Source organism: Pseudorhodobacter sp. MZDSW-24AT (assembly GCF_002794355.1).
Classification (GTDB): Bacteria; Pseudomonadota; Alphaproteobacteria; order Rhodobacterales; family Rhodobacteraceae; genus Pseudotabrizicola.
On the sequence record NZ_PGOI01000002.1, the window covers coordinates 275,101 to 300,674 of the forward strand.

General features: G+C 63.7%; 21 protein-coding genes. 9 read left to right on the forward strand and 12 right to left on the reverse strand.

All coding sequences use genetic code 11. The features are described from left to right. The first annotated feature begins 7 nt into the window (after positions 1–7). The 4 genes from CUR21_RS18730 (at position 8) to CUR21_RS18735 (ending at position 4,183) form a co-directional block, all read left to right on the forward strand. Complete coding sequence (locus CUR21_RS18730; RefSeq protein WP_100195518.1) at positions 8–151, forward strand: hypothetical protein; 144 nt, start codon at positions 8–10, stop codon at positions 149–151. A gap of 88 nt (positions 152–239) precedes the next feature. Continuing rightward, on the forward strand, positions 240–1,241 hold the full coding sequence (gap, locus tag CUR21_RS02965; protein WP_100195519.1) for a type I glyceraldehyde-3-phosphate dehydrogenase: 1,002 nt from the start codon (positions 240–242) through the stop codon (positions 1,239–1,241). Between the two features lie 93 nt (positions 1,242–1,334). After that, entirely contained in the window at positions 1,335–3,893 is a 2,559-nt protein-coding gene (locus CUR21_RS02970; protein WP_100195520.1) for a cation:proton antiporter, read from the forward strand. A gap of 119 nt (positions 3,894–4,012) precedes the next feature. Next, positions 4,013–4,183, forward strand: a complete 171-nt coding sequence (locus CUR21_RS18735; RefSeq protein ID WP_198431600.1) for a hypothetical protein — start codon at positions 4,013–4,015, stop codon at positions 4,181–4,183. A gap of 7 nt (positions 4,184–4,190) precedes the next feature. On the opposite strand, the gene coaD is transcribed toward CUR21_RS18735, so the two are convergent. The 3 genes from coaD to CUR21_RS02990 form a co-directional block, all read right to left on the reverse strand. Then, positions 4,191–4,691, reverse strand: coding sequence for a pantetheine-phosphate adenylyltransferase (gene coaD / locus CUR21_RS02980; protein WP_100195522.1), 501 nt, complete (start codon positions 4,689–4,691; stop codon positions 4,191–4,193). 161 nt (positions 4,692–4,852) lie between these two features. Beyond that, positions 4,853–5,287 (reverse strand): CBS domain-containing protein, encoded by a 435-nt coding sequence (locus CUR21_RS02985; protein WP_100195523.1) that lies wholly within the window; start codon positions 5,285–5,287, stop codon positions 4,853–4,855. 81 nt (positions 5,288–5,368) lie between these two features. Continuing rightward, positions 5,369–6,262: a LysR family transcriptional regulator gene (locus CUR21_RS02990; RefSeq protein ID WP_100195524.1), complete on the reverse strand. Its 894-nt coding sequence runs from the start codon at positions 6,260–6,262 to the stop codon at positions 5,369–5,371. 94 nt (positions 6,263–6,356) lie between these two features. On the opposite strand from CUR21_RS02990, the gene CUR21_RS02995 reads away from it, so the two are divergent. After that, complete coding sequence (locus CUR21_RS02995) at positions 6,357–7,856, forward strand: CoA-acylating methylmalonate-semialdehyde dehydrogenase (RefSeq protein ID WP_100195525.1); 1,500 nt, start codon at positions 6,357–6,359, stop codon at positions 7,854–7,856. 57 nt (positions 7,857–7,913) lie between these two features. On the opposite strand, the gene CUR21_RS03000 is transcribed toward CUR21_RS02995, so the two are convergent. From CUR21_RS03000 to CUR21_RS18545, 9 genes are all read right to left on the reverse strand, one after another. Next, the gene (locus CUR21_RS03000) at positions 7,914–8,891 is read right to left on the reverse strand and encodes a hypothetical protein (protein ID WP_157791925.1); all 978 of its coding nucleotides are present in this window, start codon (positions 8,889–8,891) and stop codon (positions 7,914–7,916) included. A gap of 67 nt (positions 8,892–8,958) precedes the next feature. Further along, positions 8,959–9,528, reverse strand: coding sequence for a VPLPA-CTERM sorting domain-containing protein (locus tag CUR21_RS18840; RefSeq protein WP_232622663.1), 570 nt, complete (start codon positions 9,526–9,528; stop codon positions 8,959–8,961). A 380-nt stretch (positions 9,529–9,908) separates the two neighbouring features. Next, on the reverse strand, positions 9,909–12,773 hold the full coding sequence (gene uvrA / locus CUR21_RS03010) for an excinuclease ABC subunit UvrA (RefSeq protein WP_100195623.1): 2,865 nt from the start codon (positions 12,771–12,773) through the stop codon (positions 9,909–9,911). A 99-nt stretch (positions 12,774–12,872) separates the two neighbouring features. Next, positions 12,873–14,027 (reverse strand): MFS transporter, encoded by a 1,155-nt coding sequence (locus CUR21_RS03015; RefSeq protein ID WP_100195527.1) that lies wholly within the window; start codon positions 14,025–14,027, stop codon positions 12,873–12,875. 98 nt (positions 14,028–14,125) lie between these two features. Next, a complete protein-coding gene (lpdA, locus tag CUR21_RS03020; RefSeq protein WP_100195528.1) occupies positions 14,126–15,523 on the reverse strand; it encodes a dihydrolipoyl dehydrogenase in 1,398 nt (465 codons plus the stop codon). Between the two features lie 75 nt (positions 15,524–15,598). Next, the gene (locus CUR21_RS03025) at positions 15,599–16,186 is read right to left on the reverse strand and encodes a DUF924 family protein (RefSeq protein WP_369802498.1); all 588 of its coding nucleotides are present in this window, start codon (positions 16,184–16,186) and stop codon (positions 15,599–15,601) included. Positions 16,187–16,236: 50 nt separating this feature from the next. Then, positions 16,237–17,490, reverse strand: a complete 1,254-nt coding sequence (locus CUR21_RS03030; protein ID WP_100195530.1) for an MFS transporter — start codon at positions 17,488–17,490, stop codon at positions 16,237–16,239. Positions 17,491–17,659: 169 nt separating this feature from the next. After that, positions 17,660–18,691: a tRNA preQ1(34) S-adenosylmethionine ribosyltransferase-isomerase QueA gene (gene queA / locus CUR21_RS03035; RefSeq protein WP_100195531.1), complete on the reverse strand. Its 1,032-nt coding sequence runs from the start codon at positions 18,689–18,691 to the stop codon at positions 17,660–17,662. Between the two features lie 14 nt (positions 18,692–18,705). Beyond that, positions 18,706–22,086 carry a hypothetical protein gene (locus CUR21_RS18545; protein WP_157791926.1) on the reverse strand — a complete coding sequence of 1,127 codons (3,381 nt, stop codon included), beginning with the start codon at positions 22,084–22,086 and terminating at the stop codon, positions 18,706–18,708. 128 nt (positions 22,087–22,214) lie between these two features. On the opposite strand from CUR21_RS18545, the gene CUR21_RS03045 reads away from it, so the two are divergent. The 4 genes from CUR21_RS03045 (at position 22,215) to CUR21_RS03060 (ending at position 25,550) form a co-directional block, all read left to right on the forward strand. After that, positions 22,215–22,688: a peroxiredoxin gene (locus CUR21_RS03045; RefSeq protein WP_100195532.1), complete on the forward strand. Its 474-nt coding sequence runs from the start codon at positions 22,215–22,217 to the stop codon at positions 22,686–22,688. Next, positions 22,688–23,512: a ferritin-like domain-containing protein gene (locus tag CUR21_RS03050; protein WP_100195533.1), complete on the forward strand. Its 825-nt coding sequence runs from the start codon at positions 22,688–22,690 to the stop codon at positions 23,510–23,512. Before CUR21_RS03045 ends, CUR21_RS03050 begins: the two co-directional genes overlap by 1 nt. Before the next feature lie 183 nt (positions 23,513–23,695). Continuing rightward, positions 23,696–25,036 (forward strand): M23 family metallopeptidase, encoded by a 1,341-nt coding sequence (locus tag CUR21_RS03055; RefSeq protein ID WP_100195534.1) that lies wholly within the window; start codon positions 23,696–23,698, stop codon positions 25,034–25,036. Next, a complete protein-coding gene (locus CUR21_RS03060; RefSeq protein ID WP_100195535.1) occupies positions 25,026–25,550 on the forward strand; it encodes a polymer-forming cytoskeletal protein in 525 nt (174 codons plus the stop codon). The genes CUR21_RS03055 and CUR21_RS03060 overlap by 11 nt, the downstream gene beginning before the upstream one ends. Positions 25,551–25,574: the final 24 nt, after the last annotated feature.

The window sequence follows — 25,574 nt, forward strand, 5'->3', positions numbered from 1 at the left end:
GGAAGACGTGACCGACCGCATCGCGCTCAGTCTGGGCGCCGTGATCTTGGCGGCGCTTGTCGCAGATCTCGCGCTGAACCATGCAAGCGCCACACTGTTTCTTCTGGTGAAATTCGCCGATATGATCGAATGGCTGGCATTCTGGCGCTGATCGCGCCAGTCTGCCGTTGATTTTTGCCGCTGACTGGTGATGTTAGCGCTAAACGTGACGGTCGAGTCGCATTTCAAAGGAGATTGCCATGACGGTAAAGGTTGCCATCAACGGATTCGGGCGCATCGGGCGCAATGTGCTGCGCGCGATCATCGAGTCGGGTCGCACCGACATCGAGGTGATTGCGATCAACGATTTGGGCCCCGTTGAAACCAATGCGCATCTGCTGCGCTTTGACTCGGTGCATGGCCGCTTCCCCGGCACTGTCACCACGGGTGAAGACTGGATCGATGCAGGCCGTGGCAAGATTCGCGTCACCGCCCTGCGCAACCCGGCCGACCTGCCGTGGAGCGATGTGGATGTGGTGATGGAATGCACCGGCATCTTCACGAGCAAGGAAAAGTGCCAAGCCCATCTGGAAAACGGCGCCAAGCGCGTGCTGATCTCCGCCCCCGGCGATGGCGCCGACAAAACCATCGTCTACGGTGTGAACCACGACACGCTCACCAAGGATGACCTTGTGGTGTCGAACGCCTCTTGCACCACCAACTGCCTCTCGCCCGTTGCCTATATCCTGAACGAGGTGATCGGCATTGAAAAAGGCATGATGACCACGATCCACAGCTACACCGGCGACCAGCCCACGCTGGACACCATGCACAAGGATCTTTACCGCGGACGCGCCGCAGCGCTTTCGATGATCCCGACCAGCACGGGCGCCGCCAAGGCCGTGGGTCTGGTGCTGCCAGAGCTGAAAGGCAAGCTGGACGGTTTCGCGATCCGCGTGCCCACGCCGAACGTCTCGGTCGTGGATCTGAAGTTCATCGCCAAGCGCGAAACCTCGGTCGCGGAAATCAACGAAGCCATCAAGACCGCCGCCAATGGCAAATTGAAGGGCATTCTGGGCTATACCGAGTTCAAGAATGTCTCGGCAGACTTCAACCACGACCCACATTCCTCGGTCTTCCACATGGACCAGACCAAGGTGATGGACGGCACCTTCTGCTCAATCCTGACATGGTATGACAACGAATGGGGCTTCTCGAACCGGATGGCCGATACCGCCGTCGCCATGGGCAAGCTGATCTGACGATCACACCTGTTGCGTCTATGTTTCGGGCCGGTCACCATTCGTGACCGGCCCTTCCTTTTTCTCGGAAGCACAAAGGGTTATCACCGCCGCATGGATCTGATCGTCTTTCTTGCCATTTTGTCGGGCCTGTTTCTGGCCATCGCCCTGTCCGAGCCGCTCGCGGCCCGCCTGCGCTTGCCTGTGACCGTCATTCTGGCCGCCATCGGCATTGGCCTTGGCGCGGCCGCCTCATGGTTCTTCCGCACCGAGGTGACCGATGCGCTCAACCCGGTGGCGCTGGCGATCCTGAACCTGCCGATCTCCTCTGATCTGTTCATCTACATCTTCCTGCCGGTTCTGATCTTTCAGGTCTCCCTCACCCTGAACCTGCGCCGCCTGCTCGATGATTGGGTCCCGGTGCTGGTGCTGGCAGTGGTGGCAGTGGTGGTGGCAACCTTTGTGATCGGCATGGCGCTCAAACCCTTTACCAGCCTGCCGCTGATCGCCTGCCTGCTGATCGGGGCCATCGTCTCCACCACCGACCCGTCCGCCGTTGTCAGCATCTTCCGCGCCACACCTGCCCCACAGCGGCTGGCGCGCATCGTGGAAGGGGAAAGCCTTCTGAACGACGCCGCGGCCATCGCGCTCACGTCTGTGTTTCTGGTCGCCGTCGCCGCCCGCGACACCGAGCCGAATATCGGGCTTGCCTTGCTACAACTCCCTTGGCTGATCGCAGCGGGTGCGGCCGTAGGCTGGCTGGGCGGCCGTCTCGCCGTTCAGCTGATGGGCTGGATGAATCCTTGGCCTCTGGCTCAGGTGTCGATCAGCTTTGCCACACCCTTTGTCACCTTTCTTCTGGCCGATCAGGTGATCGGCGCCTCAGGGGTGGTGGCGGTTGTCGCCGCCGGGATGACGGTGAACTTCTCTTCCCCCGGCCGCATCTCGCCGCCCGCCCTGTCACAGCTGCGCGATGCCTGGGCGCTCATCGCCTACTGGGCGGGGGGGCTGATCTTTGTGCTGGCAGCGCTTCTGGTGCCGCGCATCCTTGCCAATATCCGCCCCAGCGACATCGGCCTGATCCTCGTCACCGTGGTGGCGGCTTTCGCGGCCCGGGCCATCGTGCTCTATGGCATCCTGCCGCTTCTCACGGCGGCCCGCCTGTCCCCCCGAGTGGACTCGCCCTACCGCATCGCCATCCTTTGGGGCGGCCTGCGCGGCGCCGTCACGCTCGCGCTGGCCTTGGCCGTCACTGAAAACCCGGCGATCTTTGTGGAAACCAAGCGGCAGGTCGGCATCATCGCCACCGGCTTCGTGCTATTCACCCTGCTGGTCCAAGGCACGACCCTGCGCCGGGTGATTTCGCTCCTCGGTCTGGACCGGCTCTCGCCTCTCGACCGCGCGCTGTCAGATCAGGTGGTGGCCGTCGCGCTGCAAGAGGTGCGCGAAACCGTCGCGGAAACGGCACGCGAAATGGATCTTACCCCTGCCATCATCCGGGAAGAGGCCGTCCGCTTTGGCGAGCGCCTGAACTCCGCCGTCGAACGCGCGGATGAAGCGCGCGACATTCTGGAAAAAGACCGCGTGACTTTGGGTCTTCTCGCCCTTGCCGGGCATGAACGCGATCTGATCCTCGAAGCCTTTCAGGCCAATCTGATGTCGGCCCGTCTGGCCGACCGTATGCTGGCCGATGCCGACCGCTTGATCGAGGCCACGCTCACCGAAGGCCGCGCCGGGTATCGCGCGCAAGCCCGTCGGGCGCTGGTGGCTGGGCGCACGTTGCGGGCGGCAGAATGGCTGCACAATCGTTTCCGCATCAAACCGCCCCTTGCACGCCTGACAGAGGATCGTTTCGAAGCATTGGTCGCGCATCGCCAGATGCTGCGCGCGCTCACGGGCTTCATCGATTCCCGCATCACGCGCATCCACTCGCGCCGGGTGGCTGGCCTGCTGCACGATCTGATCAAACGGCGCATCGAAGACACCAACCGCGAGATGGACGGCCTGCGCACGCAGTTCCCCGGCTACGCCGAAGAGCTGGAGCGCCGCGTGATCCGTCGCCTTGTGATGCAGCGCGAAGAGGCGGAATACGACCAGATGACCGCAGATGGCCTGATCGGCCCCGAGTTGCGTCTGTCCTTGCGCGCCCAAACTGCGGCCGAAAGCACCCTGCTCGCCGCACGCCCCCGTCTGGATCTGCGGCTGCAACGCCGCGACATCGTGCGCAGCTTTCCCTTGTTCTCGGATCTCGACGCCGACTCGCTCGCGCAACTGGCCCGTCAGATGAAAACCGTCTACGCCAAGCCCGGTGACCTGCTGATGCGCAAGGATGATCGGCCCGACCGGGTCTGGTTCATCGCCTCGGGCGCCGTCGAGGCAGAGCAGGCCGGGAGCCGTTTCCTGCTGGGGCGCGGTGAAATGTTTGGCCAACTCTCGCTGTTGTTGCGCCGCTCGCGCCGCGCGCGGGTGACAGCGATCAGCCACACCACGCTGCTGACATTGGAAGAAGCGCATTTCATCAACCTGCTGCGCCGCGCGCCCCAACTCTGCTCCGCCGTTCAGGCCAGTGCGGAAAAACGCGGTGTGGCCTTTGACGCCAGCCAATTGCCCGAGCCGCTGCGCCCCGCCGCGCGCTGGGGCTGGCTACAGCGCTGGATGCCACGCCTGCGCTAGTTATGCGCGGTGCGCAAGGCGGCACGGCCCGCCCGCGCCTTGCCCCCCGGCCCATCATGCCCACATCCAAGGCACGCCAAGGCGCAATCCGGCGCCGGGCGCTCCCGAAGGAAAGACAGATGGTCAAGATGATCCAACGGTGGCGCGACGCCGCCAGCACCTATGCGCGCTATCGCAAGACCCGCGACGAAATTGCCAATCTGCCGCTCGACGTGGCACAGGATCTGGGCCTGTTCCGCGAAGATGCGCCGCGCATCGCATGCGCTGCGATCTATGGGAAAACGGCCTGATCCGCGCTTACAGCCGGGTCCCGAACCTGCGGCGCAAGGCAGCGTCCACCGGGGGCGTGACGAATTTCGACACATCCCCCCCCAGCCGCGCGATTTCCTTGACGAGCTTTGACGCAATCGCCTGACGCCGCGCATCGGCCATCAGAAAAACCGTCTCGATGCTGGCATCCAAAGCGCGGTTCATGCCCACCATCTGGAATTCATACTCGAAATCCGCAACGGCGCGCAGGCCGCGCACGATCACGGTGGCGCCCACATCGCTGGCGCAATCGATCAGCAGATTTTCAAACGGGTGCACGACAATCTCGCCCCCGGTGCGGGCGGTGATGGCCGCGCTCTCCGCCTCGACCATCGCCACACGCTCTTCCAGACTGAACAACGGGCCCTTGTCGCGGTTGATCGCCACGCCGATCACCAGCCGGTCCACCAAGGCCATGGCGCGCTGAATGATGTCGACATGCCCCAGCGTGACAGGATCGAATGTCCCCGGATAAAGGCCGATGCGCATGGGACCCCCCGATTGCAAACTGCGGGCACGCAACAATATTAGGCACAGGAATGCAAGCAGGAAAGTCCCGGCAGGGGCGCGCGCCTCGCGTTCCGCGCTCGCTCTTGGTGGCGTCAAGCCCGCCCCAAGAACGCCCGTCAGAGCGGCTGAGCGCGCAGTGCTCAGAAACCCTTGATCATCCCTTCCAGCGCATCCTTTTCAGCGGCCAATTCCATCAGCCGCGCCTTCACCACATCGCCGATCGAGATCAACCCCACCATCTGATCGCCTTCGACCACCGGCATGTGGCGGAACCGCCCCGAGGTCATGCGCTCCAGCACCGAATCCGCGCTTTCGGCGCTTTTGCAGCTTTGCACCGCCTTGGTCATGATCGTCTCCACCGGCGCCGTCAGGCCGCTGGGGCCGCTGCGCGCCACCTCGGCCACGATGTCGCGCTCGGACAGGATGCCCAGAATGGTCTTGCCATCCGGTGAAACCACCACCGTGCCGATCTTCTGCGTGGCCAGAATTTCGGCTACATGGCACAGATCGGTGCCTGGCGGAACCGTCGTCACTGACGTATTGGCTTTGAGTTTCAGAATCTGCTGAACAATCATCCTCGTCCTCCCATGGCGCGATCACGAAAGCGTCCGCCTGACGCGACTGTCTGTCAAGCCTCCTGTCGCCCTGCTCCCATCTCAGGTAAGGGATTCAAGCCGTTGCACCTCGCGCCGGATGCCATGTGCCAATCTGTCCGCAAAGCGCGACAGCCGCGCCGAATGCGCATCGGCCTCGTGCCGGATCAGCCAGAAGGTCCGCGTCAAGCTCAGCGCTTCGGGCAACACCTTGACCAGTTCCGGCGCAAAAGGCAGCGCGAAATCATGTGCCACCCCCACGCCTGCCCCGGCCCGCAGCAAATTCAGTTGCACCGAAACCGAATTCGATGCGGCGCGCGGCGGCTGGGTGCCAAGGCTCGCCAGATAATCCAACTCCTTGTCGAAAATCATGTCGGCGATATAGCCCACCACCCGATGCGCCCCCAAATCGGCCAGCCCGCGCAAGGGCGGCGCTGCCGCCAGATAGTCGGGATGCGCCGCCAGATGCAGCCGATAATCGCTCAGTTTCTGCACCGTCAACCGCCCCGCCTGCGGACGGCTCACGCCGATCGCCAGATCGGCCTCACGCCGCGACAGGTTGAACACACGCGGCAGCGCCACGATCTGCACCTCCAGCGCCGGGTTCTCATCGCAGATGGCCCTGACCACCTGCGGCAAGATGTAATTGGCGCACCCATCTGGCGCACCCAGCCGGATCTGCCCGGACAGGCCGACACCGCTGCCACCACTCAGCGCCTCTGTGGCACCGATCAGCGCCGCCTCCGCCGCTTCGGCATGTGGCACAAGCCGCGCCCCTTCTTCGGTCAGGGCATATCCCTGCGGCGATTTCAGGAACAGCCGCGCCCCCGCACCTTCCTCCAGCCGCGCCACCCGCCGCCCCACCGTCGCCGGGTCCAGTTGCAAGCGCTTGCCAGCGCCCGAAAGCGATTCCGCCCGCGCCACGGCCAGAAACACGCGCAGATCATCCCAATCCATACCTTTGCAATCCTGCAAAACCCTTTTGGGATAATGTCGCTTTATCCGACTTTTGTGCAAGACTATACTGCCCCCAACCCAAAGGGAGGTTCCTATGAAAGAGATCGGTCACTGGATCAACGGCAAGCATGTTCCCGGCACCTCGGGCCGCTTTGCCGATGTCTTCAACCCCGCCATCGGCGAAGTGCAGGCCCGGCTGTCCCTTGCCACCAAGGCCGAGCTGGATGCCGCCACCGCCGATGCCGCGCAGGCGCAGGTGAAATGGGGCGCGACCAACCCGCAGCGGCGCGCGCGCGTGATCATGAAGTTTGTCGACCTCTTGAACCGCGATATGGACAAGCTGGCCGAGGCGCTTTCTGCCGAACACGGCAAGACCATTCCGGACGCCAAGGGCGATATCCAGCGCGGGCTGGAGGTGATGGAGTTCTGCATCGGTGCGCCACATCTTTTGAAGGGCGAATTCACCGACAGCGCAGGGCCGGGAATCGACATGTATTCCATGCGCCAACCCATTGGCGTTGCTGCCGGAATCACGCCGTTCAACTTTCCCGCCATGATCCCGATGTGGAAGATGGGCCCGGCGCTCGCTTGCGGCAACGCCTTTGTGCTGAAACCCTCGGAACGCGCGCCCACCGTGCCCTTGATGCTGGCCGAACTGATGCAAGAAGCTGGCCTGCCCGATGGCGTGCTACAGGTGATCAACGGCGACAAGGAGGCCGTGGACGCCATCCTCGACAACCCGCAGATCGCCGGTGTGGGCTTTGTGGGTTCCACCCCGATCGCCGAATACATCTACGGTCGCGGCTGTTCCAACGGCAAGCGGGTGCAATGCTTTGGTGGTGCCAAGAACCACATGATCATCATGCCCGACGCCGATCTCGATCAGGCCGCCGATGCACTGATCGGCGCAGGCTATGGCGCGGCGGGTGAGCGCTGCATGGCGATCTCGGTGGCGGTTCCGGTCGGCGCGGAAACGGCGGACCGCTTGATCGAAAAGCTGATCCCGCGGATCGAGAAGTTGAAGGTTGGCCCCTACACCGCTGGAAACGATGTGGATTATGGCCCCGTGGTGACGGCCGCGGCCAAAGCCAATATCCTGAAACTGGTGGAATCGGGTGTGGCACAGGGCGCCAAACTCGTGGTCGACGGCCGCAACTTCAAGCTCCAAGGATATGAAAACGGCTTCTTCGTCGGCCCTCATCTGTTCGACCATGTCACCACCGACATGGACATCTACCGCAAAGAGATCTTCGGGCCTGTCCTCTCCACCGTCCGGGCCGAGTCCTATGAACAGGCGCTTGGCTATGCGATGGACCATGAATATGGCAATGGCATCGCCATCTTCACCCGCGATGGCGACACCGCGCGCGATTTCGCCGCCCGCATCAATGTGGGCATGATCGGCATCAACGTGCCGATTCCGGTGCCGCTGGCCTATCACACCTTCGGCGGCTGGAAGAAATCCTCCTTTGGCGATCTCAACCAGCACGGGCCCGATGCCTTCCGCTTCTACACGCGCACCAAAACCATCACTGCGCGCTGGCCAAGCGGCATCAAGGAAGGCGCCAGCCTCAACTTCAAGCAGATGGATTGACAAGCTCAGGGGTGGTCGCAAGACCACCCCTTTTGCGTTACGCGCAGAAACGGTCAGTCAGCCCGCGCGGCTCCGCCGCGCCGCGCTCGCAACCCCACCCAAGGCGGCCAGCAGCAGCAACCCTCCGGCGGGCAGCGGCACGGGGGATGGCACCTCCTCCGGTTCCGGCGCAGGTTGGGCTGTCAGCCCTGCGATCCCGAAACCCTCCGTGCTCTCAGGTGCGCCAATCCCAAAACGCCGGGCCGATGGCGCATCGGCAAAAGCCAGTCTCGGCGCGACAAGCCGCCTGCGCACATCATCCGCGCTCAGGAAAAGATCAAACATGTCAAACTTCGTCTGCGGCGGCACCACCAGAACATAGCCGTAATTCCAGACCTTGCACGCGTCCTGCACTTTCGTCTTACAGCTGGCCTTCTGATACGCATATTTGGCAGGTGCAAAAACGCTGTCAAAATAGGAATAGGACATCGACGTCACCGACATCGCCGTTTCAAAGACAAAAACCGCCAGATCATCTGGGCTTTTGCTGTGCAGGCCGAGGTTTTTCTGCACGCAAACATGGCCTGTCTTGGCCAGATCGCCGCACACCCCACGCACCGCTCCCTTCCGCATCGCCGCAGCCGCGTCCTGCCGACGGAGGCCGGTCTTGTCTTGCTGGGTGGCGCCAGATCTGGCTTTCTTCATGGCAGGGTCCTGCAGCGACCCAAAAGAAATCGTCTCCAGCCAGCTTTGCGTCGACGTGGTAAAATCAAAAGTATAAGACGCAGCTTGCGCCGACCCGGCCGTCACCATGGCAGCCAACACAGCGGCGGCAGCGCGTTTCGTCGTGCTCATCATCAGCTCCAATAATTTGTAACGTAAGATTGTTGCTGATCCGACAATGCCCATTACCCCAGTCCGATCCGTCTTTGAATGATGACAGATTTTTGACCTTCCCGCCACAGAATGGCCTTTGTTTTGCCCTATCCTGCGGCAAACACAGTGTTTCCCACCAAGGAACACAGGCCTCAGCAAAGGGGGGGCGGCGGCCAACATGCAGTGCCTCCGCCATGAAAAAGGGCGGCCACAAGGGCCGCCCGTTCACTCGCACGTCACACCCGTCTTAGGCGCGCTTGCGCCGCCGCAGCGCCGCCAAGCCACCCAAACCCGCAACCATCAACCACCCTGCCGCCGGCAGCGGCACCGGCGCGGGGGGCTCGTCTCCCTTCACGCCGTAAAGCGAGATATGGCTCAAGTCCCCGATCTTATCTTTCTTGTTCATGAAGATAGACTGGTAGTCAAAATCCACCGTCCCGGTCTTGGCCTTGTAGGCAACCCAGAAATCCGGCGTCAAACCACCGCCTGATTTCAAGACAATCACGATGTCGCTGTAGGTCGCGTAAAGCGTAGACGCGATGCTCAGCGCACCAGATGTGAGCGAACCAACCACCGTCAGCGCCGAGACCATACCCGTGTCGGTGCCGTCCAGATCGTTGTCGCGCGCGATCAATTCCCAGCCCGTCAAGCCAAACAACCCGCTCGGCGACACTGCGTTCAAGATGGCAGCGCTGTCGTTGCCCGACCCGCCAACCCCGTCCTCACCGACAAAACAAGCCGTCGAGGGAGTCACCCCTGTCTGCACGAATGCACTGCACGTTGCAGCAGAGGCGCTGCTTGCGGCGGCGGCAATCACCAGCCCCGCAACTGCGCCCGCAACATTGGACCGAATACCCACTTTTTACTCTCCCAAAAAAGGCGCCCAGCAACGTGACGTTGCCTCAGCGCCAGCAGCACCCCGGTCTTTAAAATGCCTTGTTTTATAGGGCGCGGCGAAGGAAATCTGCGGCGCGACCGCATTTACAACCTGCACGCGCAGTTGCGTTGGCAAAGCATGTCAAATGCACCCGCCGCCTGTGCAACTGTCAACTTTTCGGAAACTGCGCAGAAAAGGGGCGCGAATCATTTCACCCGATCGCCCCGCTCCGCAGCGCATATGCGCGCTGCGGAGGCGGCCCCTGACCAAGACCACGCCGCCGCAGGCGAGGGTGTCAGAGGCTGGTGAAACCCCACAGGTTACTCTGCGGCGTGGCGCCGGGGCTTGAGCATGTCTTTCAGATAGCGTCCGGTATGGCTGGCATCAACCTTGGCCACATCCTCTGGCGTGCCTTCGGCCACCACCTGCCCACCGCCATCACCGCCCTCGGGGCCAATGTCGATGATCCAGTCGGCGGTCTTGATCACATCCAGATTGTGCTCGATCACCACCACCGTGTTGCCTTGCTCAACAAGTTCGTGCAGCACTTCCAACAGCTTGCGCACGTCTTCAAAGTGCAGACCGGTGGTCGGCTCGTCCAGAATATACAGCGTGCGGCCCGTGGCCCGGCGCGACAACTCCTTCGACAGCTTTACCCGCTGCGCCTCACCACCCGACAGCGTGGTCGCCTGCTGACCAACCTTGATATAGCCAAGCCCCACCTGACACAGGGCATCCATCTTGTCGCGGATGCTGGGCACTGCCTGAAAAAAGCCCTGCGCTTCTTCGCATGTCATATCAAGAACGTCTGATATGCTCTTGTCTTTGAACTTAATTTCCAAGGTCTCGCGGTTATAGCGCTTGCCCTTGCACGTCTCGCAGGTCACGTAAACATCGGGCAGGAAGTTCATCTCGATCTTCAGCACGCCATCACCTTGGCACGCCTCACAGCGCCCGCCCTTGACGTTGAACGAAAACCGCCCCGGCTGATAGCCGCGCGCCTTCGCCTCGGGCAGACCGGCAAACCAGTCGCGGATCGGCCCGAACGCCCCGGTATAGGTCGCAGGGTTCGACCGCGGCGTGCGCCCGATCGCGCGCTGGTCAATGTCGATCACCTTGTCCAGATGCTCAAACCCGGTGATCGTTTCACACGGGGCCGGAGTCTCCCGCGCGCCGTTGAGCTTGCCCGCCGCCGTCTTGAACAGCGTCTCGATGGTCAGCGTCGATTTCCCGCCGCCCGACACCCCGGTCACGCAGACGAACTTGCCCAAGGGAAAGCTCACCGTCACATTCTGCAAATTGTTTCCGGTCGCATTCACCACCGTCAGCTTCTTGCCGCTTCCCTTGCGCCGCACCGACGGCACCGAGATTTCCCGCGCGCCCGACAGATACTGTCCGGTCAGGCTCGCCGGATCTGCCGCCACCTGCGCGGGCGTGCCATGGGCAATCACCTGCCCGCCATGCACCCCGGCGCCGGGACCTATATCGAACACATAATCCGCCTCGCGGATCGCATCCTCATCATGCTCGACCACCAGCACCGTGTTGCCCTGATCGCGCAGGTTCTTCAGCGTGGTCAGCAAACGGTCATTGTCGCGCTGATGCAGGCCGATGCTCGGCTCGTCCAGCACATAAAGCACCCCCGTCAGGCCCGAACCGATCTGGCTTGCCAGACGAATCCGCTGCGACTCCCCGCCCGAAAGCGTCCCCGCATTGCGCGACAGCGTCAGGTAATTCAGCCCCACATTGACCAGAAAGCCCAAGCGCTCGCGGATCTCCTTCAAAATCGCGCGCGCAATCTCGTTCTTCTGCCCGGTCAGCGCCTCTGGCACCGTCTGAATCCAGTCATGCGCCTCGTGGATCGACATGCGCACCACCTGCCCGATGTGCAGCCCGCCGATCTTCACCGCCAAAGCCTCGGGCCGCAGCCGATAGCCGCCACAGGCGCCGCAATCGCGGTTGTTCTGGAAGCGCTCCATATCTTCGCGCGACCAAGCGGAATCCGTCTCTTTGTAGCGGCGCTCCATATTGGGGATCACGCCCTCGAACACCCGCCGGACCTTGTAAACCCGGCCGCCCTCATCATAAGAAAAGTCGATCTCTTCGCCATGCGAGCCATGCAGAAACAACTGCTGCACATGCGCGGGCAGGTCTTTCCACTTCTTCTTCTTGTCAAATTCGTAATGCTTGGCCAGCGCATCAATCGTCTGCGTGAAATACGGGCTTTTGGATTTTGACCACGGCGCAATCGCGCCTTGCATCAGGGTCAGCCCCTGATCGGGCACCACCAAGCGTTCGTCAAAGAAAAGCTCCACCCCCAACCCGTCGCACACCGGGCAAGCTCCGAAGGGCGCGTTGAAGGAAAACAGCCGCGGCTCGATCTCGGCGATGGTAAAGCCCGACACCGGGCAGGCGAATTTCTCGGAAAACGTGGTCCGCTCCGGCTCGCCCTCACCCTCCGTGGGCGCCGTCTCGATCACCGCAATCCCGTCGGCAAGGTTCAGCGCCGTGCGGAAACTGTCGGCCAGCCGCGTTTCCAACCCCTCACGCACCACGATCCGGTCCACCACCACATCGATGTTGTGGCGGAACTTCTTGTCCAGAACCGGCGGTTCTTCCAACTCATAGAAGGCGCCGTTCACCTTCACCCGCTGAAAGCCCTGCTTGCGCAGGTCCAGAAACTCTTTCTTATACTCGCCCTTGCGATCCCGGATGATCGGCGCCAGCAGATAGGCGCGGCTCCCCTCGGGCATCGCCATGACGGCATCCACCATATCCTGCACCTGCATCGCCGTGATCGGCAGCCCGGTCGCCGGAGAATAGGGTGTGCCCACCCGCGCAAACAGCAAGCGCAGATAGTCGTAAATCTCGGTCACCGTGCCCACGGTCGACCGGGGGTTCTTGCTGGTGGTCTTCTGCTCAATCGAAATCGCCGGGCTCAGACCGCTGATATGGTCCACATCCGGCTTGCCCATCATGTCCAGAAACTGCCGCGCATAGGCCGACAGGCTTTCCACATAGCGCCGCTGCCCTTCGGCATAGATCGTGTCAAAGGCCAGCGAAGACTTGCCCGACCCCGACAGCCCGGTGATCACCACCAGCTGATCGCGCGGAATATCCACGTCAATGCTCTTGAGGTTATGCTCGCGCGCCCCGCGCACCTCGATGAACTTCTGTTCCGCCATGATCATCCCCGCACTACCGAAGGCCAGAGATAGGGTCTTTCCCGCGAGTCTCCAAGGTCAAATTAAGAACAGATTAAGAACACCGCAAAAAGGCGCGTCTCAGCCCGCGCGCCGCCGCGCCTGAACCGCGTGCAGGCCAATCCCCAGCGCGCAGGCCAGCCCTGCCACCCCGGCCAAACCCCAAGGCCCTGCCGCCAGCAGCAGGGCCGCCAGCAGCGGCGTGCCGGTGGTCGTGCCCAGATTGCCCAGTTGGGCAATCGCGCCCGACGCCTGCGCCCGAGCCTCGGCGCTGGCATTCAGCTCAGGGATCGCCGCAAAGCTCGCGCCTTGCACCACACCCAGCGCCCCCGCCACCCACAGCCCGCCCACAACCATGCCCCAGCCCTGCCCCCAGAACAGCGCCAGCAGCACAAATCCCGGCAGTGCGGCCAGATACCCCGCTTGCACCAAGCGCACCGCCGACATCCGGCCAAGCAGCCACACCCCCAGCGTCAGCGACAGGGCAATCGAGATCAGCGGCATCCCCGCCGCCACCAGCGCCCGCTGCGCCACCGGCACCTCGGGCGGAACCAAGGTCAGCACCGCCACATATAAAAAGGTATAGCAAAAGAACCCCAGCGCGGGGGCCGAGAGCCGGGGCGAGGCATAGATCGCCACATGCTGGGCCAAGATCCCCCCGGCGGGCATCGGATGGGCTTCAGGGTCCGGCGGCAGCAAGGCCCAGACCGCGCCAGCCATCAGCGCCATCCACAGCCCATGCGCCACAAACACACTCTGCCCGCCATAAGCCGCCATCAAGGGCGGCGCCAGCAGCGCCAACACAGCATAGGTCACGCCAAAAAAGCTCGACCACAGCGTCATCGCCAGCCCACGAAAGCGCGCGGTCGCAATCCCGGCAATCACGGTGGGCCCCACCACTACGATGGCCAGATGCGACCCCCCCTCCACCACGCGCGACAAGAGCATGGCCGGATAAGACAGCCCAAGCGCCTGAACGGCACTCATCACCGCGCCCATCAGCAGCGCCGCCACAATCGCACGCCGTGGCCCGATGCGGGCGACGAACAGGCCGGCGGTGGTGCCAAACACCAATCCCACCATGCCCACGATCGACACGATCAGCCCCAACCCCACCGCCGAGGCACCCACATACTGGGCGCCCAAGGTGTTAAACAGCACCGAGATCTTGCCAAACTGCGCCGCAGCCCCCAGACCTGCGCCCCAGATCGCCAACACCGTCATCACCGCGCGCATGGCCGCCCCTTCATCTGTTCACAAATATCCTCGGGGGGTGGCGCAAAGCGCCAAGGGGGGCCGAGGCCCCCCATTGATTTTTCGCAGAAAAATCGTGCTCACATATGCAGCGCGCGGCCGTAGGCGTCCAGCACGGCCTCGTGCATCATCTCCGACAGCGTCGGATGCGGGAACACCGTGTTCATCAGATCTTCCTCGGTGGTCTCCAGACTGCGGCCCACCACATAGCCTTGGATCAGCTCGGTCACTTCCGCGCCAATCATATGGGCGCCCAGCAATTCGCCGGTCTTGGCATCGAACACCGTCTTGATCATGCCTTCGGGTTCGCCAAGCGCGATCGCCTTGCCATTGCCGATAAAGGGGAAGCGCCCAACCTTGATCTCATGCCCGGCTTCCTTCGCCTTGGCCTCGGTCATCCCCACGCTGGCGACCTGCGGATGGCAATAGGTGCAGCCCGCAATGCTGCCCGGTTTGATCGGATGCGGATGCCCGCCCGCGATCAATTCGGCCACCATCACCCCCTCATGGCTCGCCTTGTGCGCAAGCCACGGTGCCCCCGCAATATCGCCAATCGCGAACAGGCCCGAAACCCCGGTGCGGCAATATTCATCCGTCACCACATGGGTGCGGTCAATCTTCACACCCAAGGCCTCCAGCCCCAGATTCTCGACATTGCCGACAATCCCCACGGCAGAAATCACGGTGTCGAACTCATGCGTCTCGACCTTGCCGCCCACCTCGATATGCGCGGTGACACCCACACCCGGCTTGCGGTCCAGCTTCTTGACCGCCGCCTTTTCCATGATCTTCATCCCCTGTTTCACAAAGGATTTCTTGGCAAAGGCGGAAATCTCGGCATCCTCCACCGGCAGGATACGGTCCATCACCTCGACCACGGTGGTGTCCGATCCCAGCGTGTTGAAGAAGCTGGCAAATTCAATGCCAATGGCACCCGATCCGATCACCAGCAGCTTCTTCGGCATCCGCTTGGCGACCAACGCATGTTTGTAGGACCAGACCAGATCGCCATCGGCCTCCAGCCCCGGCAATTCGCGCGCCCGCGCGCCGGTGGCAAGGATGATGTTTTTTGCGGTCAGCTCCTCGGTGCCCTTCTCGGTCTTCACCGAGACAACCCCTGCCTTGGGCAGCGTGGCCGCGCCCATGAACACGGTCACCTTGTTCTTCTTCATCAAATGGCCAATGCCGCCCGACAACTGCTTGGCGACCGCGCGGCTGCGCGCCACCACCGCAGGCAGGTCATAGCCGATGCCCTCGGCCTTCAGCCCGAATTCCTTGGCGCGCTCCATCAGGTGAAACACCTCGGCGCTGCGCAGCATCGCCTTGGTCGGGATACAGCCCCAGTTCAAACAGATGCCGCCCAGATGCTCACGCTCGACGATCGCCACCTTCTGGCCCAACTGGCTGGCGCGGATCGCTGCCACATAGCCGCCGGGGCCTGCGCCCACCACGATCACATCAAAGCCCTGAGCTGCCATTCGTCCCTCCCTGGAAAAAGTGGTTTAGCCTTAAACTATTTCTGAAAACCAAGCAACGAAGCTGACGCCTATGGCCTATGCATCTGATGCATGGCTTGCTCGCAACGTGTTCACCACCGACATATAGGCCCCGTTTTCCAGAAATTCCGCCTCTTCCGGCGTGCTCTCCCGCCCCAATGCAGCATTGCGGAACGGGAAGCGGCCAAAGCGCGCGATGATCTCGCGATGTGCGCGGGCATGCAGCAGCGCTTCGGCATCCCCTTCCATTTCTGTGGCCATCAAGGACACCGCCAGATCCTGATCGGCCATGTCCTCGGAATGTTCAAAGGGCATATAGAAGAACTGCCGCTCCGGCACCGGGGCCAGTGTGTCCCAGCCTGCATCGCGGGCGCGCCGCGCCGCCGCCCGTGCCCGCGCATCATTCACAAAGGCCCGCGCCGTGCCGCGATAGATGTTGCGCGAAAACTGGTCGGCCACGATCAGATAGGCCAGCGTGCCCACCACGCCCTCCACCCAATGCTCCAGTCCGTCCTGTTCCAGCGCTTCCGTCAGCGCGCCAAAGCGCACCGCGCAGGCGTCATCAATCTCTTCCCCTCCGGCATACCAGCCCTCGGGGCCAATCTCGCCCAGCCAGAAATCCAGAACCTCGATCGGATCAGACATGATATGTCCCCTTTTGCTTCAGCGTGACAGGGCAGCGCGCGAAAGGCAAATCAGTTCCGCCCCTTGGCCTGCCGCGCATCCTCGGCCTCCACCAAGGCCGCCGTCTCCACTGCCACGACCGAGGCCGTGGGCGACACCGGGGTAAAGCCAGACGTCACCATCGGCGTCTCGCGCCGCTGGGTCATCCGCCAGCCCGCATAGGCCGCCAGCACCGCAAACAGAATGCCGATGAACAGGAAGAACCCCGAGGATCCGATCTCGCTCATCATCCAGCCGGTGATGACAGGGCCAGAGATCGCGCCCAAACCGTTGATGAACATCAATCCGGCCGAAGCCGCCGCCATGTCGCTCTTGTCCAAATAATCGTTCACATAGGCCAGCAGCAGCGAATAGAGCGGGTTCGACACCCCGCCGCAGATCGCACCAATCCCCACCAGAACCGCAAAAGGCGGGTCAAAGATCACCGGCACCATCAGCGCCACTGCGCCCAGAATCGCCAGCCAGAACACCACCAGACGCCGGTCCACCCGGTCCGACAGCCAGCCGATCGGATATTGCAGCACCAACCCGCCAACGTAAATCGCCGAGACAAAGATCGTCAGATCTGCGATGCTGAGCCCCGCCTGCGTCCCCCAAACCGACGCCATCCCGAACTGTGCCGAAAACACGCCTCCCAGCAGGAACATGCCGACACAGCCCAAAGGCGAGGCTTGATACAGCCGCCGGAAAGACAAGGGTTTCGTTGATTCAAAGGCCGGAGCCTGACTGACCGACAGCAGGATCGGCGTAAAGGCCAGCGACACCAGCACCGACGGGATCACGAACAGGATATAGCCCGACGGATCGCCCACGTTCAGCAACAGCTGCGCCGCGATGATTCCGATCATCTGCACGATGAGATAAAGCGACAGCGCCTGACCGCGATTTTCATTGGTAGAGGCGTTGTTCAGCCAGCTTTCGGTGGCGATATAGACGCCCGAAAAGGAAAACCCGATCAGCACCCGCAGCGCCGCCCAAGCCATCCAATCCGGGGCCGCCGCATAGAGGATCAGCACCGCCGAGATCATGGAGCCAAGGGCCGCAAACACCCGCACATGGCCCACGCGGCGGATCATGTCGGGCGCCAGACGGCTGCCAAACAGAAAGCCCACGAAATAGGCCGACATCACGATCGACATCTGGAAGGTGCTGAAATTCTCGATCCCGCCCCGGATGCCCAGCAGGGTGCCTTGCATCCCGTTGCCCAACATCAAAAGGCCAAGGCCCAGCAACAGCGCCCAAGTGTTGCGCAAAACGGTCAGCATGGTGCAGGCTTCCTTTGGTCAGTGCGGTCAGTCTATGCAAGCCGCGCCCGAATGTCATCTCATCGCGGCGCCAACGCCGCACCGGGCGCCTTTGCACCCCATCGCCCGCAAAGGCAACCGACAATCCCGTGCGTATGGGCCCGTGCACACAGGCCCGTGCGCGCAGGCTTCAGGGAATCAGCAGTGAGGCATCGCCATAGCTGAAGAACCGATAGCGCTCGGCAATGGCATGGGCATAGATCCGGTCCATCCGCGCTTTGCCCATCAAGGCCGAGACCAGCATCAGAAGCGTCGATTTCGGCAGGTGGAAATTGGTCATCAGCGCATCGGTCGCGTGGAATGTGAAGCCGGGATAGATGAATATGTCCGTGGGCCCTTCCCACGGTTCCACCTGCCCCGACCGGGCCGCCGTCTCGATCAGCCGCAGCGCGGTGGTGCCCACCGGAATCACCCGCCCCCCCGCCGCGCGCGTGGCATTGATCTGCGCGGCGGCGGCCGGGGTGACTTGCCCCCATTCGGCATGCATCTTGTGGGTCGCCACATCCTCGACCTTCACCGGCAGGAACGTGCCTGCCCCCACATGCAGCGTCACTTCGGTGAACTGCACGCCCTTTTCGCGCAAGGCCTCCAACAGAGGGCCGTCAAAATGCAGGCTTGCCGTCGGTGCCGCCACGGCACCTTTGTGGCGGGCAAAGACCGTCTGGTAGTCATCGGCATCCTGCGCATCGGGCGCGCGCTTGGCGGCGATATAGGGCGGCAGCGGCATGGCCCCGGCCTGCGCCAAAGCGGCATCGAAATCATCCCCCGTCAGATTGAATTCCAGCCGCAAGTCGGTGTCGGATTTCTCGGCCACCCGCGCCGACAGCTCGGGCGAAAAGACGATCTCTTCCCCCACCGCCACCTTGCGCAAAGGCTTGGCCATCGCCCGCCAGCCTGTGACGCTGGGCTCCATCAGCGTGATCTCGATCTTGGCGACCGCCTCCCCGCGCGTGCGCTGCCCGGTCAGCCGCGCCGGAATCACCCGCGTGTTGTTCAGCACCAGCCGATCTCCGGGCTGCAACACCTCGATCAGATCGCGCACATGCAAATCGCGCATCCCCTCGCCCTGCGCCAGCAGCAGGCGGGCCGAAGGCCGTGGCCGCGCAGGCCGGGTGGCGATCAGCGCCTCGGGCAGGTCAAAATCGAAATCCGACAGTTTCATCGAAACCCCATGTGTCAGTTGCCTTGCCGCAGCACAGGCGCGGGACGGCGGAAAATCTCGCGGAACAGGCCCGGCGTCAGGATGGACAGCGGGTTCACCTGAACCTGTGGCGCATCCGATGTGCCGCGCAGCGCATAGTTGAAGCCAAACACCCCTTCGCCGCGCCGCGTCAGCAATGCTCCGATGCCATTCACCAGATAGATCGGCGACACCACGCCCTGCAAGGCCAACTGCTTGCTGCGCGTGGCATAAACCCCCGCCATCGACACGCCCAGACTCGCCCCCATGGCGGATCCGCGCGTCACCTCGATTGCCTCGGGCGTCAGGATGAAATCCGCCTCCGCCGTGCTGAACGAGATACCTTCGCCGTTCAGCTGCTCCAAAAGCCCCACCACCGAAATCGCCGACAACAGCTCTGCCAGCACGCTCGCCCCGCGCACCCGCAGGCGGTCAATCACCGCGCGCCCATCGTAAACGCCTTTTTGCGCGCGCGGGGTCAGCTGCAGATCAAGCGCCCCTCCCCGGGCCGAGGCAAAGATGCCCGCGGCCCGCAAGGCCGCCCCGGCATCCGCTGATTGCACCCGCACCGCTGTCCCGTGGCGCGAGGGCACCACTGCCCCCTGCACCGCCGCTTCCCCGTTGACACTGCCGCGAAAGCTGCCGTTCAGCCCGCCCCGCTGCGAAAAGCTGCCGCGAAACCCGGTCAACACAATGCCCTCGCTCACCACCAGCCGGTCAAGGTTCAGCTCCAGCGCCCCTTGCGCCTGCGCGGCCCCCGTGCCACCTCCGGCACCCTGAGGCACATCAAAGCGGCGCAGGTCCACCGTGCCCCCCGTCACCGTGATGTCCGGCGCCCGCCCAGCCCCCCGCCCGGTCAGGGTCACCCCGCCCGTCAGCCACCCGTTCAACCGCACCGAGCCAAAGCGCGCCTCTTGCAAGCCGCCGCCCGCCGCCAGACGCACCGCGCCCTCTGCCTCCAGCCCGCCGCCGCGCACCACCAGACGGTTGATCTGCGGCACCGGGCCCAGTTCGGCCTCCACCTGCAACGCGCCCGAGGCGCCCGCCGCCTTGCTCCAGCCCACGGGCGGCAGGCGCAGCCCGATCCCGGCAAGATCGGATTTTAGCCGCAGGCGCCCGGGCTTGTCCTTTTCCAGATCAATCGTCACCTCGGCCTGCCCCGACCCGCTCACCATGCCCGCTGGCAAGCCCAAGCCGAACTCGGCCACCGTCTCCTGTGACAGGGTCACAGATCCTGCCACCCGGCTTTTGCCACGCTGATCCGGACCGAACCCTTGGGTAAAGGCCACCTCGAACGGCACCCGCCCGATCCGCCCCGGCCCTTCGATGCGCAGGCCCGAAGGGTCCGCCGTCAGCGTCAGGCCGTCTGCGGTGATGGTTTTGCCCGGCACCAGCGCCTCGCTCGACAGGCCCAGAATTTGCCCGCGGACCGCGTAATCCACATCCTTCAGTTCCACCCGCCGTGCCAGCGGCAGCGAAAGCCGGGTGTCCATCACCGCCCGACCTTCGCCCAGCTCCGCCGTGCGGCCCGCCTTGGTCATGAAGCCAAAGGGCGGCAGGTCCAGCAAGGACAGCGCCGCCGTCAGCGCGCTTTCCGTGCGCAGCCGAATTTCGGCGCGCGGCGGGCGCATCAGCACATCGGGGACCGAAAACACCGATCCCGCCACGTCGATCTCGCCCCCCAAGGGCGCCTCGACCGTGCCGCCATCCAGCACCAGCGTATAGGCGGTGCCTTCCATCGTCGACCGCCCGCGCCCGTTGCGGATCGGCGGCAGCGTGCGCAGAAACCGGACTTCTGCGCCGTCAAATTCATACCCCAGCGCCAGCTTTGGGTCCGCGCCCGGCGTCACCCGCAGCGCCGCCTTCACATTGCTCAGCAGGCCCTGCGCCACATTCTGCCCGATCCACTCCCGCGTGCGCGGCACCGCGCTTTTGGGCCAAAGCTGCAACAACCGGTCATGCGCAATCGCGTCCAGCGTCAGGTCCAGCGCCACCTGCCAGCCCGCCGGGATCGCCGCCACCTCTCCGGCCAGCCCCAAACGCCGCCCCGCCTCTTCGATCAGCGACACCTGCCCGATTTCCACGCGGAATGGGTCCAGCGTCAGCCGCGCATCCATCGCCCCCCCGGTAAAGCGCAAGGGCGCTTCGAACAGGCCCTCAGGGTCAAGCTGCACCTCGGAAATCTGCACCTGCCCCAGAAAGCCGCCGGGCAAGCGCCGCCCCAGCGGTCCGGTCAGAATGTCTCCGGCCTCGCCCAACAGATAGGCATGGCCGGCCGCCTTGAGCCGCAGCGTCGGTCCTTCCACCGACACATCGCCGATCACCACCCGGCCTTGCGCCGGATCATAGCCCAAGGACAGCGTCGCTCCGTCAAAGCCGATGGGGGCAGCGGCGGGGTCAGGCTGCAGCACCCCGGCCCCCAGCGACATTTGCGCACTCAGCGCGCTCAGCCCGTCGTCATTCACCTCCGCCGAGATCCGCCCCGAGATCGGAGCCTCCAGCACCCCCAGCCACGCCAGCACCGGTGTCTGCGCCGCAATATCCGCCGCGGCCACCCGCTCCACCGCCGCCGTGACCCGCACCAGCGCCTGCCCTTTGGGCCGCACCAGCGTAACCAGCGCCTGCGCGGGCTCCGCCCCCCCCGAGACCAGCGACATGCCCACCTCGGCGGCCAAGGCATCGGCTTGGTTTTCCAGCGTGATGCGGCCATCGCCCACCGTCCACGTCCGCCGCGAGCGCGCATCGGTCAGCGTCAGGCTCGCGCCTTCCGCCTCGATCACATCCAATTGCGACAGCACCGGCAAATCCAGCGCGCGGTCCACCTCGGCCAGCAGCATGCTCAACCCGGTGATCGGCGGTGCGGTCCCCCCCGCGCCGATCTGCAAATCCAGACTGCCGTCTTCACGCCGGTTCAGGCTCACCGCCCCGCCGATCACCCGCAAACTGGCCGGGCGCAACGCGCGCTCCGTCAAAAAGGCGCGGGCATCAAAGCTCATCCGCACATCGGGCAATTCCAAAAGCGTGTGGCCGGTGCCTTGCATCAGGCGCAGATCTTCCAGCCGCAGGCGCGGGGTCCAGTCCGGGTCCAGCCGCACCTCGATTCCCCCCACCGACAAGGCCGCCCCCGGCAAGGCCGCGTCCAGCGCCGCATTGGCGCGGGTCTCGACCTCGGCCACCGTCCATGTCGGCAGACGGATCGCCTTTCCGGTGATCGCCAGCACCCCCAAAAGCGACAAGGCCGACAGCACGACCAGCAGCATCAGCACCACCAGCCCCGCCCGGCCTGCCCGGCGCAAGCCAGCCTTGCGCGCGCGGGGGCGCTCTGCCTCCGCGTTCTCTGCCCGGCCCCTGTCCTCTTGCGCGGACTGTTGCGTCATCGCGCCTGTGCCCTTCCGACCAAGTCCCGCCCCTTATGCCCAATTGTCACTTGGGCTTGCCTTTATCTTCGCGGATCGGCAACTAAAACGCAAAGGGTCGTGACCCCCCAAGGCAAGGAGCCGCTGAAATGACCGCCCAGATCCCCGAGGTTGGAACCCCCGCACCCGATTTCACCCTGCCCCGCGACGGGGGGGACAGCGTCACGCTCTCTGCCTTCCGCCCCGGCAAGGTGGTGCTTTACTTCTACCCCAAGGACGACACCCCCGGTTGCACGCTCGAAGCGCAGGATTTCACCGCACGCGCGGCGGATTTTGCCGCCGCAGACACCACGGTGATCGGGATCAGTAAAGACAGCGTGAAAGCGCATGACAAATTCTGTAAGAAACACGGGCTCTCCGTCATTCTTGCCAGCGACGAAGAAGGCCAGACCTGCGAGGATTACGGCGTCTGGGCAGAGAAAAGCATGTATGGCAAAACCTATATGGGCATCACCCGCGCCACGTTCCTGATCGACGGCACAGGCAAGATCGCCCAAGTCTGGCCAAAGGTCAGCGTCAAGGGCCATGCCGATGAGGTGCTGGCCGCCGCACAGGCGCTCTGATGCCACTCAGCCTTGCCGAACGCGCCGTTCAGGTGCTGACCACCGCCGATGGCCGTGCGAAATGCGCGCTGTCCCGCGCCCACGCGGCCGACTGGTTTGCCGCCCGCGCCGCTGGCACCCCGCTGCCGATCGGCAAGGCAACCCCACCGGATGCGCCCGCCCGGCCCGCGCGTCCCGAACTGCTCGACCCGCGCGATGTGCCCCGCCGCCGCCCGGGCTCACCCACCGGGCGCATCGCGCTGTTGCACGCGGTCGCCCATATCGAACTCAATGCCGTCGATCTGCACTGGGACATCATCGCCCGTTTCACCGATCAACCGATGCCCTTGGGCTTTTACGATGATTGGGTGAAAGCGGCGGATGAAGAATCAAAGCACTTCAACCTGATGGCCGATTGCCTCGAAGCGCTGGGCAGCCATTATGGTGCCATGCCCGCCCATGCGGGCATGTGGCGCGCCGCCGCCGACACCGCCGCCGATCTGCATGGCCGTCTTGCGGTGGTGCCCATGGTGCTCGAAGCCCGCGGCCTTGATGTCACCCCCGGCATGATCGACCTGTTCCGCAAGGCGGGGGAATCGGGCCCGGTTGAGGCGCTCGAGGTGATCTATGCCGAAGAAGTCGGCCATGTCGCCTATGGCTCGAAATGGTTCAACTGGCTGTGCGGGCGCGATGGCAGCGATCCGAAAGAGGTGTTTCACCGGTTGGTGCGCCATTACTTCCACGGCACCCTGAAGCCGCCGTTCAATGAAGAAAAGCGCGCCGATGCCGGTCTGCCCCCCGATTTCTACTGGCCTCTCACCGAAGACCAAGACAGCGTGGCTTGAAGACAACCGCGCGCCATCGGCGGGAACTCGCCGATTCCCTCCTCCAACTGGCAGGTTCCGGGCAGTGGAGAGTCAAATTTGTTGCGAGAGTGTAAACAGCCCTCTAATCAAAGGGGGCTTGATGCCCCGGGTGGGGCGCCCTTGCATTCGCCCTTCCCGAAGGTCACGAACGGAACACCAGCAGTGCTCACGCGACTTACCTATCGCATCAATCTTGGACTTGAACGGTATTTTCCCGAACAACGTCTGTTCCTCAAATCCGACACCGAAACCCGTTTCATCCGGCTCCGTCCTGTCACGCAGGCGGTGGCCGTTGCAGGCGGGACTGTCGTGCTCGGGTGGACGATCCTTGCCACCTCCATCATCTTGATGGATTCGATCAGCGCCGGTTCCGGCCGCGATCAGGCCCTGCGTCAGCAGGCCCTTTACGAACAGCGCCTCAACGCGCTCAGCCAAGACCGCGACGCCCGCGCCGACGAAGCGGCCGGCGCGCAGGAACGCTTCAACCTCGCGCTGACCCAAGTGGCCGAAATGCAGGCCCGCCTGCTCGCCTCCGAAGACAGTCGGCGCGAGTTGGAAACCGGGATCGACGTGATTCAGAACACGCTGCGCCGCACCATCAAGGAACGCGACGAAGCCCGCGCCCAAGCTGAAGCGGCCGGTGTGATGGTGGTGGCCGAGAACGGCGTCACCAAAACGGATGCAGGCCGGGCCAAGGATGCGCTGGCCACCGTCGACATCCTCGCCGATGCGCTCACCGCCACCGCGCAGCAGCGCGATCTGATGCAAGGGGCGGCCGAGAAATCCGCCGAACGCGTCGAAACCATTCTCGCCGAAAAGCGCGCGCTGCAAAACCGCAACAACGAGATTTTCGCCAAGCTGGAAGAGGCGGTCAGCGTCTCGATGGAACCGCTCGACAAGATGTTCCGGGCCGCGGGCATGTCGCCTGATGATCTGCTCAGCCAAGTGCGCCGGGGCTATTCGGGCCAAGGCGGCCCGCTGACGCCCCTGACCCTCTCCACCAAAGGCTCGGTCTCCAACGCCGATGAACAGCGCGCGAATGCCATCCTGCAAGGGCTGGATCGGATGAACCTCTATCGTCTGGCCGCGTTCAAAGCCCCCTTCGCCATGCCCGTCAAAGGCAACTTCCGCTGGACCAGCGGCTTTGGCACCCGCAACGATCCCAAAGGCATGGGCCGCCGGATGCATGAAGGCACCGATATGGCCGGGCCGCATGGCATGCCGATCTATTCCACCGCCGATGGCGTCGTCACTTTCGCGGGCTGGTCCTCGGGTTATGGCCGTCTGGTCAAGATCCGGCACGAGTTCGGGATCGAGACCCGCTACGCTCACATGTCAGCGATCGACGTCAAGGTTGGCGATAGGGTATCGCGCGGCGAAAAGATCGGTGGTATGGGCAACACGGGACGGTCCACCGGGACCCACCTCCATTACGAAATCCGCATCGGCGGCAGAGCCGTGAATCCGATGACCTTCATAAAGGCAGCGAACCATGTTTTCTAAGAGCCGAATCAACGAACCCGGGCCAAAGGCAGACGACAAGTCCAAGGCCCCCGAAACCCAGGCCACGAAACCGAACATGGACTTCACGCCGTCGGCCCCCAAGGGCAAAGTTTCTGCATCTGTCCTCTCCTCCGATCTGACGATCGTGGGCAATCTGCGCACCACGGGCGACATTCAGGTCGAAGGCACGGTCGAGGGCGATATCCGCGCCCATCTCTTGACCGTGGGCGAAAGCGCGACCATTCGCGGCGAGATCGTCGCCGATGACATCGTGGTCAATGGCCGTGTGATCGGCCGCGTGCGCGGCCTCAAGGTCCGCCTGACCGCCACCGCGCGGGTCGAGGGGGACATCATCCACAAGACCATCGCGATCGAGTCCGGCGCCCATTTCGAAGGCTCGGTGCAGCGTCAGGAAGACCCGCTGGCCCAAGGCCGCATCGCGGCCCCAACGGCGCAGGCTCAACTGGCCCCGCCCACCGGCGCCCCGGCGCAAAAGCCCGGCGACGGCGTCTAAGCTCGGTCCGGTTTCCCACCATCA

What these genes read in the sequence shown, in the direction of transcription:
- gap (WP_100195519.1), top strand. Translation starts at nt 240, where the DNA reads ATGACGGTAAAGGTTGCCATCAACGGATTCGGGCGCATCGGGCGCAAT.
- CUR21_RS02970 (WP_100195520.1), top strand. Translation starts at nt 1,335, where the DNA reads ATGGATCTGATCGTCTTTCTTGCCATTTTGTCGGGCCTGTTTCTGGCC.
- CUR21_RS18735 (WP_198431600.1), top strand. Translation starts at nt 4,013, where the DNA reads ATGGTCAAGATGATCCAACGGTGGCGCGACGCCGCCAGCACCTATGCG.
- coaD (WP_100195522.1), bottom strand. Translation starts at nt 4,691, where the DNA reads ATGCGCATCGGCCTTTATCCGGGGACATTCGATCCTGTCACGCTGGGG.
- CUR21_RS02985 (WP_100195523.1), bottom strand. Translation starts at nt 5,287, where the DNA reads ATGATTGTTCAGCAGATTCTGAAACTCAAAGCCAATACGTCAGTGACG.
- CUR21_RS02990 (WP_100195524.1), bottom strand. Translation starts at nt 6,262, where the DNA reads ATGGATTGGGATGATCTGCGCGTGTTTCTGGCCGTGGCGCGGGCGGAA.
- CUR21_RS02995 (WP_100195525.1), top strand. Translation starts at nt 6,357, where the DNA reads ATGAAAGAGATCGGTCACTGGATCAACGGCAAGCATGTTCCCGGCACC.
- CUR21_RS03000 (WP_157791925.1), bottom strand. Translation starts at nt 8,891, where the DNA reads ATGTTGGCCGCCGCCCCCCCTTTGCTGAGGCCTGTGTTCCTTGGTGGG.
- uvrA (WP_100195623.1), bottom strand. Translation starts at nt 12,773, where the DNA reads ATGGCGGAACAGAAGTTCATCGAGGTGCGCGGGGCGCGCGAGCATAAC.
- CUR21_RS03015 (WP_100195527.1), bottom strand. Translation starts at nt 14,027, where the DNA reads ATGCGCGCGGTGATGACGGTGTTGGCGATCTGGGGCGCAGGTCTGGGG.
- lpdA (WP_100195528.1), bottom strand. Translation starts at nt 15,523, where the DNA reads ATGGCAGCTCAGGGCTTTGATGTGATCGTGGTGGGCGCAGGCCCCGGC.
- CUR21_RS03025 (WP_369802498.1), bottom strand. Translation starts at nt 16,186, where the DNA reads ATGTCTGATCCGATCGAGGTTCTGGATTTCTGGCTGGGCGAGATTGGC.
- CUR21_RS03030 (WP_100195530.1), bottom strand. Translation starts at nt 17,490, where the DNA reads ATGCTGACCGTTTTGCGCAACACTTGGGCGCTGTTGCTGGGCCTTGGC.
- queA (WP_100195531.1), bottom strand. Translation starts at nt 18,691, where the DNA reads ATGAAACTGTCGGATTTCGATTTTGACCTGCCCGAGGCGCTGATCGCC.
- CUR21_RS18545 (WP_157791926.1), bottom strand. Translation starts at nt 22,086, where the DNA reads ATGACGCAACAGTCCGCGCAAGAGGACAGGGGCCGGGCAGAGAACGCG.
- CUR21_RS03045 (WP_100195532.1), top strand. Translation starts at nt 22,215, where the DNA reads ATGACCGCCCAGATCCCCGAGGTTGGAACCCCCGCACCCGATTTCACC.
- CUR21_RS03050 (WP_100195533.1), top strand. Translation starts at nt 22,688, where the DNA reads ATGCCACTCAGCCTTGCCGAACGCGCCGTTCAGGTGCTGACCACCGCC.
- CUR21_RS03060 (WP_100195535.1), top strand. Translation starts at nt 25,026, where the DNA reads ATGTTTTCTAAGAGCCGAATCAACGAACCCGGGCCAAAGGCAGACGAC.